The sequence below is a fragment of the Streptomonospora salina genome (assembly GCF_014204715.1).
GTDB lineage: Bacteria > Actinomycetota > Actinomycetes > Streptosporangiales > Streptosporangiaceae > Streptomonospora > Streptomonospora salina.
In genome coordinates, this window is sequence record NZ_JACHLY010000001.1 from 4,436,615 (window position 1) to 4,449,917 (window position 13,303).

The following is a 13,303-nucleotide window of genomic DNA, read 5'->3' on the forward strand; positions in this document are numbered from 1 at the left end:
AGACGTGCGTGTATACCTCGGCAGTGACCATGCGGGATTCGAGCTGAAAGAGCACCTCGTCTCCTGGCTCACGAGGCAGGGCCACGAGGTGGTCGACGCCGGGCCGGCCGGCTACGACCCCGTCGACGACTACCCCCCGTTCGTGCTGCGCGCCGCCGAAGGCGTGGCCGCCGACACCGGATCCCTGGGTCTGGTCATCGGCGGCTCCGGCAACGGCGAGCAGATCGCGGCCAACAAGGTTCCCGGTGTGCGTGCGGCGCTGGCCTGGAGCGAGGAGACCGCGCGACTGGCCCGCCAGCACAACGACGCCAACGTCGTCGCGCTCGGCGCCCGGATGCACAGCGCGCACGAGGCCGAAGAGCTGCTCGGGGCGTTTTTGCAGACCCCCTTCAGCGGCGACGACCGCCACAGCCGGCGGATCGCCATGCTCGACGGCTACGAGCGCTCGGGCGAGCTGCCGCCCCTGCCCGACGGCGCCTGATCCGGTCCGCGGCGGCCGCGAAACGAGCGGCGGATCCGCGGCCCCGCCGGTGCCGCGGATCCGCCGGCCCCGAACGCCTGCGGACGGCGGTGTGCGCGTGCCCGCCGCCGGCGTTCCGCCGTGACGGCGATACGGACGGACGGGACCGGAACGCCCGCACACGCCGGATGACGCCCGAGCCCGTGCGCCTATGCGCTCCCGCCCCGGGCGGCCGGGCTAGAAGATGTCGGCGCAGTGGGGGCGGTCGGAGCGGCCCAGGGCGGTGTCGAGCCGCTGAACGGCTCCCGCCGTCGCCTCACCGACCATCCCGGACTCCAGGTAGCCGCTCAGCGGGGTGTCGCCCAGGAAGGCGGCTCCCAGGTGGGACACGTCCAGGCTGATGTCGGGCGCGTCCTCGGCGGGGGTGCATCGGGCGGCGTCGGTGTCGGCGCTCAGCCGCCACCGGCCCGCGTTCCAGGGACAGTGGCGGTCGCGCACCTCGATCACCGTGTCGACCGGCGCGGCGTAGCTGCGCCGCTCCAGCGCCCCCGGTACGTTCACCAGCCGCACCCACAGGTTGGCGTTGTGGTGCAGCCGGGTCCGGTACGAGTCGTCCAGCAGGTGCAGCAGCGGATCGTCCAGCGGCAGCATGTCGTGGGTCACGCGCAGTACCAGGTCGCGGGTCAGCACGTGCTCCCACAGCAGCGCGGCGGCCGCGGGCGCGGTCGCGTAGTGCTCCTGGACCTCCAGGCACCCCGCGGCGGCACCGTATTCGTTCCAGCGCTGGCGCGTGCGGTAGAGGATGTAGCCCAGCGGCCCCGCGTCGTCCTCGGCGACCGCGCACCGCAGGGGCCCCCGCCCGTCGCGCTCCGCGGGATCGTCGCGCAGCACCTTGTTCCACCATGCGGTGTCGCGCTGGAACTCGCCGACGCGCCGGGCGGCGGCGGCCCGGTGCACCTCCGCGAGCGCGCCGCGCGCCTCCTCGGCGCCGGTCAGCCGGAGCCGCAGCGCCGGATCGCGCGGCGCGTCGGTGCGCAGCGCGACCTCCCGGGTCGGAAGGTCCAGGTGGACCGCCCCGGCCGCGGGGCCGAAGCCGAAGCGGCCGTAGATCCCGCCTTCGGAGGCGAACAGCGCGGCGACGTCCTCCCCGCGGTCGCGGACGTCGGCGAGCTGCCGGCGCAGCATCGCGCTCAGCACGCCTCGGCGACGGTGCGTGGGCCACACCCCGACCCCGGTGATGCCGGCGACCGGGCGCGGACCGCCGGGCAGCGTCATCGTGAAGGAGTAGGCCGACGTGCAGCCCACCGGCCGCCCGCCGTCGAACACCGCCAGGCTGCGGTCGCGTTCGAGGGTCTCGCGCACCTGGTCCAGGCTGTGCGACGCGGCCAGCAGCGCCTCGCCGACGACCTCGCAGACAGCGGGCAGCTCGGATTCCTCGGGCATCCGGACGTCCCAGTGCGCGCCGGGACCCGGGTCCGCTTCGGGAACGGAGGATTCACGGGAGAAGGACATGCCCTTGTCCCTACCACCGCAGATCCCCCCGCGCGAGCGGTTTTTCCGCCACGTGCCGCGACCGGCCCGCGGCAGGTCTGCGCGGCGGTTCCGCGACTCGGCCCGGCGGATCCGCCCGGAAACCGGCCGCGACTCCCCTTGCCCCCGGCGGCGTCGCCGGCGCCGGCCCGTAGCGGAGCGTGCGGAGGTGTCCACGGGACCGGAGCGTCAGCTGGGACAATATCGGTCGGACTCATACCGGATCGGCGCGCGCCGTGATGGCGGGCACGGCGTGCCGGTGTCCGCGGCGCGCGCTACAGTGCGGGCACCATGAAGGCCAAGCCCACCGCACGATTCCTCCGCCATGCGCGGTCCCTGTGGCAGCGCGTGGTGGCGCTGCTCCGGCGCAAGGTGCTCTTCCGCTATCGCCTGGTGCTGATCACGCTCGTGCTCTTGGCGGTGGGTATCGGCGTGGGCGCCGTGTGGGGCCCGACCGTCTGGTTCCCGCCCAGCGCCATCATCGTGACGGTGGTCGCCGGCGGGCTGCTGCTCAAACGCAAGAGCCTGGCGTTCCTGCTGGCGGTGGACGCGGCGGTGCTGCTGTTCACCGCCTTCCGGCTGGACATCGGCCGCGTCGGCCCGGGACTGCTGGTCACCATCGGCGCCACCGCCGTCGTCGCGTACCTGCTCTCGGGCGTACGCGAACGCCTGGGCATGCAGGGGCTCAGCGGCGAGCGGATGCTCCTGGAGCTGCGCGACCGCCTGCGCGCCCAAGGCAAACTGCCCGATCTCCCGTCCGGCTGGGGCGGCACGGCGGTGCTGCGCCAGGCCGGCGGATCCTCCTTCGGCGGCGACTTCGTCGTCTCCATGCGCCAGGACCACCGCCTGGAGGTCGCCGTGGTCGACGTCTCCGGCAAGGGCGTCGACGCCGGCACCCGCGCGCTGCTGCTGTCCGGGGCGTTCAGCGGCCTGATCTCGGCGGTGCCCAGCGGCGAGTTCCTGTCGCACTGCAACGACCACCTCACCCGCACCGCACTGGGCGAGGGCTTCGTGACGGCGGTGCACCTGAGCCTGGATCTGGACAGCGGCGACTACCTGATCGCTTCGGCGGGCCACCCGCCCGCGGTGCAGTACGACTACGGCGCCGGACGGTGGTCCTCCACCGACGCCAAGGGCGTCGTTCTGGGCGTGATGCCGGAAATCCAGTACACGCCGGTCAAGGGCCGGCTGCGGCCGGGCGACGCCATCATGCTCTACACCGACGGGCTCATCGAGACCCCCGGCGAAGACCTCGACGCGGGCCTGGACCGCTTGCTCACCGCCGCCGACGGCGCGGCGCTGCAAGGGTTCGGCGCGGGCGCCCGGACCATCGTCGATTCGCTGAGCAAGGGCAAGAACGACGACACCGCGCTTGTGGTCATCTGGCGCGACTGAGCACCGCAGCCCGCCTCCGCGGCCGCGCGGCGTCCCCGGTGGCGCGCCTGTGGCGGTAGGGTCGTCGTGTTCCCCGGGCAGACGAGTGGTGCCTCGTTGCCGTGTCCAGAGGCCCCCGCCGCGCCCCAGCGGATTCTCGCGATCGTCAGGAGGGGGTGCTCAGCATGGCCGAAGACGACGCCGGCGCGGAGCTGCCCGAGCTGGTCGATGCCAACGACCTCACCGGCATCCGGTTGTGGCTGGCCGAGCACCAGCCCTACGAGATCGCCGACGAACTCGAACGCATGCCCAGCCACACCGCCCTGGTCCCGTTCCGGCTCCTGGACAAGGACCGCGAACTGGAGGTGTTCGAAGGGCTCGATCCGGTCCACCAGCAGGAGATCCTGGTCGGGCTGCGCGACTCGGTCTTCCACGAGCTCCTGGAGTCGATGGACCCCGACGACCGGGCGCGGCTGCTCGGGGAGGCACCCGCGAAGATCGCGACCCGCGCGCTGGCCGGGCTCAGCCCCGCTCAGCGCAAGATGACGGCGGCCCTGCTGGGCTATCCCGAGGGGTCGGTCGGGCGCTACATGACGCCCGAGACCGTCGTCCTGCACCGCGATCTGACGGTCGGCCGCGCGTTGGAGGTCGTACGGGCCAAAGGAGCCGACGCCGAGACCGTCTACACGCTGCCGGTGGTCGACGACGGCCGCCGCCTCGCCGGCACCGTGCAGTTGAGCGATCTGGTGGTCAGCGACGACGACAGCCTGGTCAAGGACATCGTCGACGTGCTCGTGCCCCGGGTCGGCGCCACCGAGCCCGCCGAGGAGTCGGCGCGGCTGATGCAGCAGGCCAACATGGTCGCGATGCCGGTGGTCGATTCCGAGGAGCGCTTCGTCGGGCTGCTGACCTTCGACGACGCGCTGGAGCTGATCGAGGCGGCCGACTCCGAGGACATCGCCCGCCAGTCCGGCGCCAGCCCGGTGGCCGGCCACTACGTCGCCGCCGGAGTCGTGCGTCTGGCTCGGGCACGCTCGGTATGGCTGCTGCTGCTCATCGTCGCGGCCACGCTGACCGTCAACGTGATGCAGGGCTTCGAGTCCACCCTGGAGGAGGTGACCGCGCTCGCGCTGTTCGTGCCGATGCTCACGGGCACCGGTGGCAACGTCGGCTCCCAGTCGGCCACGGCGATCGTGCGCGCCCTGGCGGTCGGCGAAGTGCGCCTGCGCGACCTGCCCAAGGTGGCCTGGAAGGAGTCGCGGGTGGGGCTCCTGCTGGGGCTGATGCTCGCCTGCATCGCCATGGTCATCGGCACGGCGCTGGTGGGCACGCTCATCGCCGTGGTCGTGGCGTCGTCGGTGATCGCGATCTGCACCTGGGCCGCCGTCATCGGCAGCACGATGCCGCTGCTGGCCCGCCGGGTGGGGGTCGACCCCGCGGTGGTTTCGGCCCCGCTGGTGTCGACGCTCGTCGACGCCACCGGGCTGCTGATCTATTTCACCATCGCGCGGCTGATCCTGGGCGTGTGAGGCGGGTGCGCGGCCGGGTGCGCACCCCCGCATCCGCCGGCGGATACGACGACGGCATCACCGCAGGTATAACGCCGGGTGCAACGGGTACCGCCGTCGACGACCGCGGAAAACCCGAGACGTGTCCGAACAGGGGGAGCGACATGTCCGAGGGAAGCGCATTCGACAAGATCAAGAGCAAGGTCGGCGAGCACAGCGGGAAGGTCGAAGAGGGAGTCGACAAGCTCAAGGACTTCGCCAAGGAGAAGACCGGCGGCAAGTACGACGACAAGATCGATCAGGCCGGCGACGCCGCGACCGACTTCGTCGCCGGCGAGGACGGCGGCGAGGAGGGCGGTTCCGGCACGTCCGACCAGCGCTGAGCGGGGCCGGCGACACGGCTCCGCGGCCCCGGAGCGGGAGCGCGGCCGCCGCGTCGTGTGCGCCCGGCCCGCGCCGGGTGCTCAGGCGGTTGTGCCGTCGGCCCGCGCGCTCCACCGGCCGCCGCGGCGCTCGATGGCGATGGGGTGGTCGAAGCAGGCGGTGACGGGCTTGCTCTGCAGCGTCCGGGCCGCCTCGCCTGCGGCGACGACCTGGCCGGCGCGCAGCAGCAGTGCGTGGGTGGTCGAAGCGGGAAGTTCCTCCAGGTGGTGGGTCACCAGCACGGTGGCCAACTCCGGATGCTCGCGGCGCAGCTCGTCGAGCGCCGTGAGCAGTCGCTCGCGGGCGGCGACGTCGAGCCCTGCGGCGGGCTCGTCGAGCAGCAGCAGCCGCGGGCGCGGCATCAGGGCGCGGGCGATCAGGAAGCGGCCGCGTTCGCCCTGGGACAGGGTCGGCCACGGGTCGTCGCGCAGTCGGTCGACGCCCATCATGGCCATCAGCCGCTCGGAGCGGGCCTGTTCCTCGGGCGACGGATGCCAGCGCGGCGGGACCTCCACGGTGCCGGTGGCGCCGGTCAGGACGACGGTGCGGCCGGGAAGCGCCGAGCGCGGATCGTGGCGCGGGTCGACATGTCCGATGCGGCGCCGCAGCTCGCGCAGGTCGGTCCGGCCGAGGCGGCCGCCGAGCACCTCGACGGTGCCGCGCGTGGGGTGCTGCTCGGCGCTGAGCAGGCTCAGCAGCGTGCTCTTGCCCGCGCCGTTGGGGCCGAGCAGTGCCCAGTGCTCTCCGGGACGCACGACCATGCTCGCCTGGTCGAGGAGCTTCTTACCGGAGCGGACGACGTCGACGGCGTCGGCGTTCAGGACGGGAGCGGTCGAAACGGTCACCGGTCCAGGTTAGCGGCGCGGCCGCGGTCGCGGACCGGGCAGGGGAGTGGCATGACGCCGGTCCGACCGGCCCGGATACCGTGGTGTTCATCGCCGTGTCCCCGTGAATCGGCCGGGCAGCGCGCAAGGGCGCCGCAGCCGGCCGTGGAGGAGCAGGAAACAGTTGACCCCGACCGGCCGCCCCTGCCGCCTGGTCGTATGCCGCGGCTGCTGCTGCGGCACGGCCGAGAAGCGGCCCGGCGTGGACCACGAGGGCCAGCTGGAGCGGCTCCGCAGCCTACGCGGCGGCGACGTCCCCGTGCACACCAGTACGTGTCTGGGGATCTGCTTCCAGGCCAACGTCGTGGTGGTGCAGCCCTCGTCCGCGGGGCGCGAACGGGGCGGACGCCCCGTCTGGCTCGGCGGCGTCACCGAGGACCGGCTGATCGACGATCTCGACGCCTGGATCCGCGACGGCGGTCCCGGCGCCGCCCCGATGCCCGAGTCCCTGGCCCGGCGCGTCACGTCCGAGGACGCCGAGAAGCCCGAGGACGAGAAGAGCAAGAAGGATAAGAAGAAAAAGAAGGACAAGAAGGACCAGGCGGGCGAGGAGTCCGAGCAGGACAAGAAGCCCGGGAAAGACAAGAAGGACCAGAAGTCCACGCACGACGGCAAGCAGAGCAAGCCGGGGAAGCACGGCAAGCCCGGAAAGCCGGGGAAGGCCGAGAAGGACGCGAAGGCGCAGAAGTACGGGAACGTGTGACATCGGCGCCGCCGGCGTCCGGCATGGGACGCGGACGCGACCGCCCGGCACCGCGCCCGGACCGCGATAGCGCGGGGGCGCCCGCATCGCCGCCCCCGCGCCCCGTCGCGTCGCCGGGCGTGCCGGCCGGCCCCGCCTGCGGGCGGGCGTCCGGTTCCCCGGATCGGCTACGTGGTCACTCGGCGGCCGGGGCCGTGGCCGGCTTCGGGCTATCCCCCGCGCCGCCGTCCTCGGCTCCCGTGCGCGCGCCGACCGTTGTCGCCAGCGGCTTCTCCCGGATGAAGAACGCCAGCACGAAGCCGGCCAGCACGATCGGCACACCGTAGAGGAAGATCGGCGGCAGCGCGTCGGCGAAGGCGTGCACGATGAACTGCTGGGCCTGGTCGGGCATGCGGTCCAGCATGTCCGGCGTCAGTGAGCTCAGCCCTGCCTCGCCGCCCCGGACCTGCAGCTGCTGCCCGGCGCCGGCGGGCAGTTCGGCCACCTCGCCGTTGAGCCGGTTGACGAAGATCGAGCCGAACACCGCGATGCCGAACGACGCACCGATCTGGCGGAAGTAGTTGGTGGCCGAGGTGGCCGTGCCCAGGTACCGCTGCGGTGCCGAATTCTGCACGATCAGCACCAGGTTCTGCATCACCATGCCTACGCCCAGGCCCAGCACCAGCATGGCCGCCGAGTTGTACAGGTAGGAGGTGTCGGCGTCCATCCGCGAGAGCAGCGTCAGGCCGCCCATGATGACCGCGGTTCCGACGATCGGCCAGATCTTGTAGCGCCCGGTCCGGCTGATGAGCCGGCCGGTGGTGATGGTGGCCGTGAGCATGCCCGCGACCATCGGGAGCATCCGCAGGCCCGACTCGGTGGCGCTGGCTCCGTTGACCATCTGCAGGAACGTCGGCAGGTAGGACACCGTGGAGAACATCGCGATGCCCACGGTGATGCCGACCAGCGAGGTCAGTACGAACTCGCGGTCCTTGAACAGGCCCAGCGGGATGATGGGCTCGGCGGCGTGGCGCTCGGCGAGGACGAACAGCGCGGCGGCGACGACGGCGCCGGCTCCCAGCCCGAGGATGACGCCGCTGGACCAGTCGTAGTCGGTGCCGCCCCAGCTGGTCACCAGCACCATGCACACGCTGGCCGTCGCCAGCAGCAGCGTGCCCGCGTAGTCCAGCTTGGGCCGCGGCCCCGACGGCCGGGGCAGCTGCAGCACGATGCTGGTGAGCAGCAGCGCCGCCGCGCCCAGGGGCAGGTTGATGTAGAAGATCCAACGCCAGGAGAGGTGGTCGGTGAAAAGCCCTCCCAGCAGCGGGCCCGCCACCGACGCCAGCCCGAACACACCGCCGATGAAGCCCATGTAGCGGCCGCGGTCGCGGGCGGAGACGACGTCGGCGATGATGGCCTGCGCGCTGATCATCAGCCCGCCGCCGCCGATGCCCTGCAGGGCGCGGAAGAGGATGAGCTGGGTCATGTCCTGGGCGATCCCGCACAGCACCGAGCCCAGCAGGAAGACGAGGATGGCGAACTGGAACACGACCTTGCGGCCGAAGATGTCGCCCGCTTTGCCGTAGATCGGCATGCCGACGGTCGCCGCCAGCATGTAGGCCGTGACCACCCAGGAGAGGTGCTCCAGCCCGTTGAGCTCGCCGACGATGGTCGGTAACGCCGTCGAGACGATGGTCTGGTCGAGGGCGCCGAGCAGCATCGTCAGCATCACCCCGGCGAAGACCCACAGCACCTTGCGCCGCGGCAGCGGTCCCCCCTCGTCCTCCTGGTCGGGCGGTGGATCCGGCGGCGGCTGCTTCCCCCGGGTCGATGTCATGGGCGGATACTCGCTTCCCCTGGTCGTGTGCCGCCGGTACCCCCGTCCGGAAACGGGAGGGGCCGGCGGCCCGATGCGTGTGCGCCGGCGCCGGTTCTAGGCGGCCGGGTGGAAGGTGCGCCGGAGCGCGTCGAAGGCTTGGTCGAACAGCATGCGGAGCTCGGCCGTGTCGTCGCGGGAGCCCGCGGAACCGTCGTCGCCGGAGTGGGTGTACAGGCGGCGCATGGAGAACCGCATGGCCGTGATCCCCAGCGACGCGACGATCTGGGGGCGGATGTCGTCGGGGTCCTCACCCAGGCGCTCGGCCACGCTGTCCCCGACGTAGCGCTCTATCCCGGCGAAGGTGGCCATGATCCGCGGCGTGAGCTGCGGTTCCTGCTGGACGAGCCGTTTGCGTTCGCGGATGTCGGCCAGCCGCTGGCTCGGGGCCTCGTCGTCGGAGCCGGGGCCGGCCAGCGGCGAGAGCAGGAACACTTTGAGGTCGTCCAGGAGGTCGCCGGTGGGTCCTTGGGCGACGAAGACCTCGCGGGCCTCCTGGTCGGGGCGCGGCGGCCCGTCGCCGACGATCGCCTCGTCCTTGCTCGAAAAGTAGTTGAAGAACGTGCGCTTGGATACGTCGGCCGCTGTGGTGATGTCGTCGACGGTCACGTTCTCCGATCCGTGCTCCACCGCCAGCCGGACGGCCGCCCGCTGCAGAGTGCGCCGAGTGGCCGCTTTCTTGCGCTCACGCAGACCCATCGGTCACCCCAGTGCATGTGTCGTGTCTGCCCCGTATGTCTCCATCAATGATTGCACTCGATGCAAAAATGCGCAAAGTGAATTTATGCGTGACGTGTATCTCTCCGGCCGCGGGGAGGGCCGGCACATAGGCCCCGGCGCTGCGCCGCCACCGGGAGCCCGACGCCCCCCGAGGACCGGTGGCGGCCGCCACCGGGTCCCCGGCGGCCTCGGGCGCTGAGACGCGGCCGGCACCGGCGCGAGCGTCACCGGCGCGAGGAGGCGGCGGGCGCCCCCGGGGCGTCCTTCTCCTGCGCGGCGAACTGCGTGCGGTACAGCGCCGTGTACAGACCGCCCTCGCGCAGCAGATCCTCGTGGGTGCCGCGCTCCAGGATGCGGCCGTCCTCCAGCACCAGGATCTGGTCGGCCTCGCGCACCGTCGCCAAGCGGTGCGCGATCACCAGCGACGTGCGCCCGGCCAGCGCCGTCTGCAGCGCCTCCTGCACCGCCGCCTCCGACTCCGAGTCCAGGTGTGCGGTCGCCTCGTCCAGCACCACGACCGCGGGCTCCTTCAGCAGCAGCCGCGCGATCGCCAGGCGCTGCTTCTCGCCGCCCGAAAGGCGGTACCCGCGGTCGCCGACCATCGTCTCCAGACCGTCGGGAAGGTCGGCCAGCAGATCCGACAGCTGGGCGGCCCGCAGAGCCTCCAGCAGTTCGTCGTCGCCGGCGCCGGGGCGGGCGTAGCGCAGGTTGTTGGCGACGGTGTCGTGGAACAGCTGCGGGTCCTGCGTGACCACGCCCACCGTGCCGCGCACCGACCGGTCGGTGGCGTCACGCAGGTCCACGCCGCCGATGCGCACCGCGCCCTGCAGCGGGTCGTACAGCCGCGAGACGAGGTGGGTCATCGTCGTCTTGCCCGCCCCCGAAGGGCCCACCAGGGCGACGAGCTGACCGGGCTCGGCGGTGAAGGACACGTCGCTGAGCACCTGGGTGTCGCCGGCGCTCTCGGCCTGGGGCGTCAGCTCCAGCGACGCCAGCGAGGACTCGTCGGCGGTGGGGTAGCGGAAGGAGACCCCGTCCATCTCCACCGACAGCGGCCCGTCGGGTACGTCTCGCGCGTCGGGCTTCTCCTGGATCATCGGCGTGAGGTCGAGCACCTCGAACACCCGGTCGAAGCTGACCAGCGCCGTCATGATCTCCACGTGCACGTTCGACAGCGCCGTGACGGGCGCGTACAACCGCGTGAGCAGTGTCGTCATGGCTACGAGCGTGCCGAGCTCGAACGCGCCGCCGATGACCAGGGTGCCGCCGACACCGTAGACGACCGCCGTGGCCAGCGAGGTGATCAACCCGATGAGGGTGAACAGCAGACCGCCGTAGACCGCCTGGGAGATCCCGACGTCGCGGACGCGGGCGGCCCGCTCGGAGAACTGATCGGCCTCCTCCTCGGGGCGGCCGTACAGCTTGACCAGCATCGCGCCGCCGACGTTGAACCGCTCGGTCATCAGCGAGCTCATCTCGGCGTTCAAGTCCATCCCGTCGCGGGAGATCCCGGCGACTTTGCGGCCGATGAACTTCGCCGGAAGCAGGAACAGCGGAACCAGCAGGAGCGCGATCAGCGTGATCTGCCACGACAGCAGCGCCATGGTCGTGACCACCGCCACCGTGCTGATCAGGTTGGACACGACCGACTGCAGGACCGACGTGATCGCCCGCTGGGCGCCCACGACGTCGGTGTTGAGCCGGCTGATCAGGGACCCGGTCTGAGTGCGGGTGAAAAACGCCAGCGGCATGCGCTGCACATGCCGGAAGACCTGTGTACGCAGCAGGTAGATGACGCCCTCGCCGATGCGTGAGGACAGCCAGCGGCTCGTCAGGCCCAGCGCCGCCTCGAACACCGCCAGCAGCGCCACCGCAGCGGCCAGACCGGCCACCAGATCGGGGGCGTCCTGGCCCACACCCCGATCGATGATGGCCTTGAGCAGCAGCGGGTTGGCCACCACGATGCCGGAGCTGACCGAGGTCGCCAGCACGAAGAACACGATCGAGCGCCAGTGCGGCTTCGCGTAGCCGACGATGCGCCCGAGCGTGCCACGAGGCAACCGGCTGCGTGCGGCGCTGCCGTCGTTGACCAGCGACCGGTAAATGGGGGGCCCGCCGGGCCCGCCGCCCATCATCATCGGCTACCCCGTTCCAATCCGTCCGAGTCGAACACGCCCGCGCTCCGGCCGGCGGGCGGGTTCGTACGGACGCGTCAACACCGCTGATACATGCCTGCTTCCCGCCTGCTCCGATCCGAAGCGGCGGCGCCGGGAGGCTACCGGGCCGGTGCCCGACGGGCTGGCAGCGGCCCGGGGGAGGGCGCCGCCGGGTCCGCCTCCGCCGGTCAGAGCGAGTTGGTCAGGCGGTCGAGCGCGGCGCTGGTCGAACGGCCCCGGGTCATGGGCATCTCCCATGCCTCGGCCCCCAGCGTGTGGGCGCCGCGCCGCTTGGCCTCGGTGTGCGGATCGCCGTCGGTGAAGGCCAGCGCCGCGATGCCCAGCGGCCGCAGCAGGTCGGCGTAGGCCGCCCAGCCGGTGACATCGCCGGGACCGGCGATGACGAACACGCCGTCGACGCAGCGCAGAGCGGCGAGCATCTCCGCGCGCTCGTCCTCGGGGTTGACGGGTCGGGTCGGGCCCTTCCACCCGCGCACGCGCTCGTCGGACTCGACACCCACCACTACGGGCAGGTCCGGACGCCGGTCGCGCACATCCGCGAGGAAGCGCACGTGGCCCACGTGCAGTACGTCGAAGGCGCCGGTGACCACGACGGGTGCGCTCGCGGATTCCGGCCGTACGAGCCAGCGCAGGGTCAGGTCCGACACCTGCAGCGGATCAGGATTGGTCATGGCTCACCTTCACAGCCGGCACACCTGCCTCGGTCGGCTACCCATCCGGCTCCGCCCGCACAGACACCATATCCGCGCGACGCGGCGCTCCGATCGACCGGCGGGGCCGCCTTCGGCCGCGGGCGAGGACACCGGGCCGTCCCGGCCGGAACCGTCGTCACTGGCGCAGCGGCGGTCGAGACCGCCGCCCCGGCTGCTTCTGCTCTCCGGTGTCGCCGGGTTCGTCGCGGTCGCGCCGCGCGAAGGGAATCGGGCGGTCAGTGCTTCGGCTCCGACGGCGGAGCCGAAGCCGGTGTAGTGGATCCGGCGGCCCCGCGGCCGCCGCGACGTGCCGGGGACGGATCCGCCGGCGTTCCTGCCGGGCTCGGCCGGGAGACCGAGCGGCATCAGTTCAGCCATTCGGCGTGCGGGGCCCCTCCGAGGAGATCCGCGAGTCGCCGGTAGCGTCGGCGTGCTCCCCGGACGCCGGTCAGGCACCTGATTGCGAACGCCAGGCACACGACGCAGCCGGCCCCGCCCATGGTCGCTCCCAGGTGCTCACCCTGGCCGATGAGGAAGTACGTTGCCACCCCCTCGAACATAGCGAGCGCAAGAACGCCCAGCCCCCACCCAGGGCCGAACGGCTCGGTGGGAATCAGCAGCAGGGAAGCGGCTTCGTTGGCCCGGGGGTCGCGGCTGGGCTTTCCCTCCTTCAGCGCCCGCCCCGCAGTGCGGATGACCGAGGTGTAGACAGGGCGCTCCACGCCGGCGCCCTGCCGCCACATGAAGACGGTGATGTAGGCGAAAGACCCGCACATGAGCGCGAGAGTCGCGGCACCTGCCGATGAATCCCAGAGTGCCTGCGCGGCCGATGCGTGCGCCGTCTTCTCGTCTGCTCCGTGACTCAGTACAGCGAGGGGCGCGAACACGAGGACAGCCACACCTGCGCTTGTCAGGAGCGGGTTGGCGCAGCAGAACAAGGCGAATCGCGCGCGGCGGAAGTGAGGGGACACAGGAAC

At 72.0% G+C, this 13,303-nt stretch carries 12 protein-coding genes; 5 read left to right on the forward strand and 7 right to left on the reverse strand.

The window, feature by feature from the left end; translation table 11 throughout:
* The first annotated feature begins 4 nt into the window (after positions 1-4).
* On the forward strand, positions 5-481 hold the full coding sequence (locus HNR25_RS20070) for a ribose-5-phosphate isomerase (protein WP_184637661.1): 477 nt from the start codon (positions 5-7) through the stop codon (positions 479-481).
* A gap of 216 nt (positions 482-697) precedes the next feature.
* Here HNR25_RS20070 and HNR25_RS20075 read toward each other — a convergent pair whose 3' ends face one another.
* A complete protein-coding gene (locus tag HNR25_RS20075) occupies positions 698-1,972 on the reverse strand; it encodes a GNAT family N-acetyltransferase (RefSeq protein ID WP_184637663.1) in 1,275 nt (424 codons plus the stop codon).
* A 309-nt stretch (positions 1,973-2,281) separates the two neighbouring features.
* On the opposite strand from HNR25_RS20075, the gene HNR25_RS20080 reads away from it, so the two are divergent.
* The 3 genes from HNR25_RS20080 (at position 2,282) to HNR25_RS20090 (ending at position 5,255) form a co-directional block, all read left to right on the forward strand.
* Positions 2,282-3,385 (forward strand): PP2C family protein-serine/threonine phosphatase, encoded by a 1,104-nt coding sequence (locus tag HNR25_RS20080; protein ID WP_184637666.1) that lies wholly within the window; start codon positions 2,282-2,284, stop codon positions 3,383-3,385.
* 164 nt (positions 3,386-3,549) lie between these two features.
* The gene (gene mgtE, locus HNR25_RS20085) at positions 3,550-4,893 is read left to right on the forward strand and encodes a magnesium transporter (protein WP_184637668.1); all 1,344 of its coding nucleotides are present in this window, start codon (positions 3,550-3,552) and stop codon (positions 4,891-4,893) included.
* Between the two features lie 143 nt (positions 4,894-5,036).
* Positions 5,037-5,255 carry an antitoxin gene (locus HNR25_RS20090; protein WP_184637670.1) on the forward strand — a complete coding sequence of 73 codons (219 nt, stop codon included), beginning with the start codon at positions 5,037-5,039 and terminating at the stop codon, positions 5,253-5,255.
* An 81-nt stretch (positions 5,256-5,336) separates the two neighbouring features.
* On the opposite strand, the gene HNR25_RS20095 is transcribed toward HNR25_RS20090, so the two are convergent.
* A complete protein-coding gene (locus HNR25_RS20095) occupies positions 5,337-6,140 on the reverse strand; it encodes an ABC transporter ATP-binding protein (protein WP_312862651.1) in 804 nt (267 codons plus the stop codon).
* 163 nt (positions 6,141-6,303) lie between these two features.
* Between HNR25_RS20095 and HNR25_RS20100 the strand changes: the two genes are divergently transcribed.
* Positions 6,304-6,882, forward strand: coding sequence for a (2Fe-2S) ferredoxin domain-containing protein (locus HNR25_RS20100; RefSeq protein ID WP_246463782.1), 579 nt, complete (start codon positions 6,304-6,306; stop codon positions 6,880-6,882).
* A gap of 175 nt (positions 6,883-7,057) precedes the next feature.
* Here the strand turns inward: HNR25_RS20100 and HNR25_RS20105 are convergent, their stop codons facing one another.
* From HNR25_RS20105 to HNR25_RS20125, 5 genes are all read right to left on the reverse strand, one after another.
* The gene (locus HNR25_RS20105) at positions 7,058-8,698 is read right to left on the reverse strand and encodes an MDR family MFS transporter (protein WP_184637672.1); all 1,641 of its coding nucleotides are present in this window, start codon (positions 8,696-8,698) and stop codon (positions 7,058-7,060) included.
* A 96-nt stretch (positions 8,699-8,794) separates the two neighbouring features.
* A complete protein-coding gene (locus HNR25_RS20110; RefSeq protein ID WP_184637674.1) occupies positions 8,795-9,436 on the reverse strand; it encodes a TetR/AcrR family transcriptional regulator in 642 nt (213 codons plus the stop codon).
* 245 nt (positions 9,437-9,681) lie between these two features.
* The gene (locus HNR25_RS20115; RefSeq protein ID WP_184637676.1) at positions 9,682-11,595 is read right to left on the reverse strand and encodes an ABC transporter ATP-binding protein; all 1,914 of its coding nucleotides are present in this window, start codon (positions 11,593-11,595) and stop codon (positions 9,682-9,684) included.
* A gap of 206 nt (positions 11,596-11,801) precedes the next feature.
* Positions 11,802-12,305 carry an adenylyltransferase/cytidyltransferase family protein gene (locus HNR25_RS20120; protein ID WP_184637678.1) on the reverse strand — a complete coding sequence of 168 codons (504 nt, stop codon included), beginning with the start codon at positions 12,303-12,305 and terminating at the stop codon, positions 11,802-11,804.
* Positions 12,306-12,691: 386 nt separating this feature from the next.
* Positions 12,692-13,102: a hypothetical protein gene (locus HNR25_RS20125; protein ID WP_184637680.1), complete on the reverse strand. Its 411-nt coding sequence runs from the start codon at positions 13,100-13,102 to the stop codon at positions 12,692-12,694.
* Positions 13,103-13,303 lie beyond the last annotated feature (201 nt).

Bases quoted from the DNA above. Each gene is read 5' to 3' on its own strand.
- HNR25_RS20075 (WP_184637663.1), bottom strand. From the start codon at position 1,972: ATGTCCTTCTCCCGTGAATCCTCCGTTCCCGAAGCGGACCCGGGTCCC.
- HNR25_RS20080 (WP_184637666.1), top strand. From the start codon at position 2,282: ATGAAGGCCAAGCCCACCGCACGATTCCTCCGCCATGCGCGGTCCCTG.
- mgtE (WP_184637668.1), top strand. From the start codon at position 3,550: ATGGCCGAAGACGACGCCGGCGCGGAGCTGCCCGAGCTGGTCGATGCC.
- HNR25_RS20090 (WP_184637670.1), top strand. From the start codon at position 5,037: ATGTCCGAGGGAAGCGCATTCGACAAGATCAAGAGCAAGGTCGGCGAG.
- HNR25_RS20105 (WP_184637672.1), bottom strand. From the start codon at position 8,698: ATGACATCGACCCGGGGGAAGCAGCCGCCGCCGGATCCACCGCCCGAC.
- HNR25_RS20110 (WP_184637674.1), bottom strand. From the start codon at position 9,436: ATGGGTCTGCGTGAGCGCAAGAAAGCGGCCACTCGGCGCACTCTGCAG.
- HNR25_RS20115 (WP_184637676.1), bottom strand. From the start codon at position 11,595: ATGATGATGGGCGGCGGGCCCGGCGGGCCCCCCATTTACCGGTCGCTG.
- HNR25_RS20120 (WP_184637678.1), bottom strand. From the start codon at position 12,305: ATGACCAATCCTGATCCGCTGCAGGTGTCGGACCTGACCCTGCGCTGG.
- HNR25_RS20125 (WP_184637680.1), bottom strand. From the start codon at position 13,102: ATGTGCGGGTCTTTCGCCTACATCACCGTCTTCATGTGGCGGCAGGGC.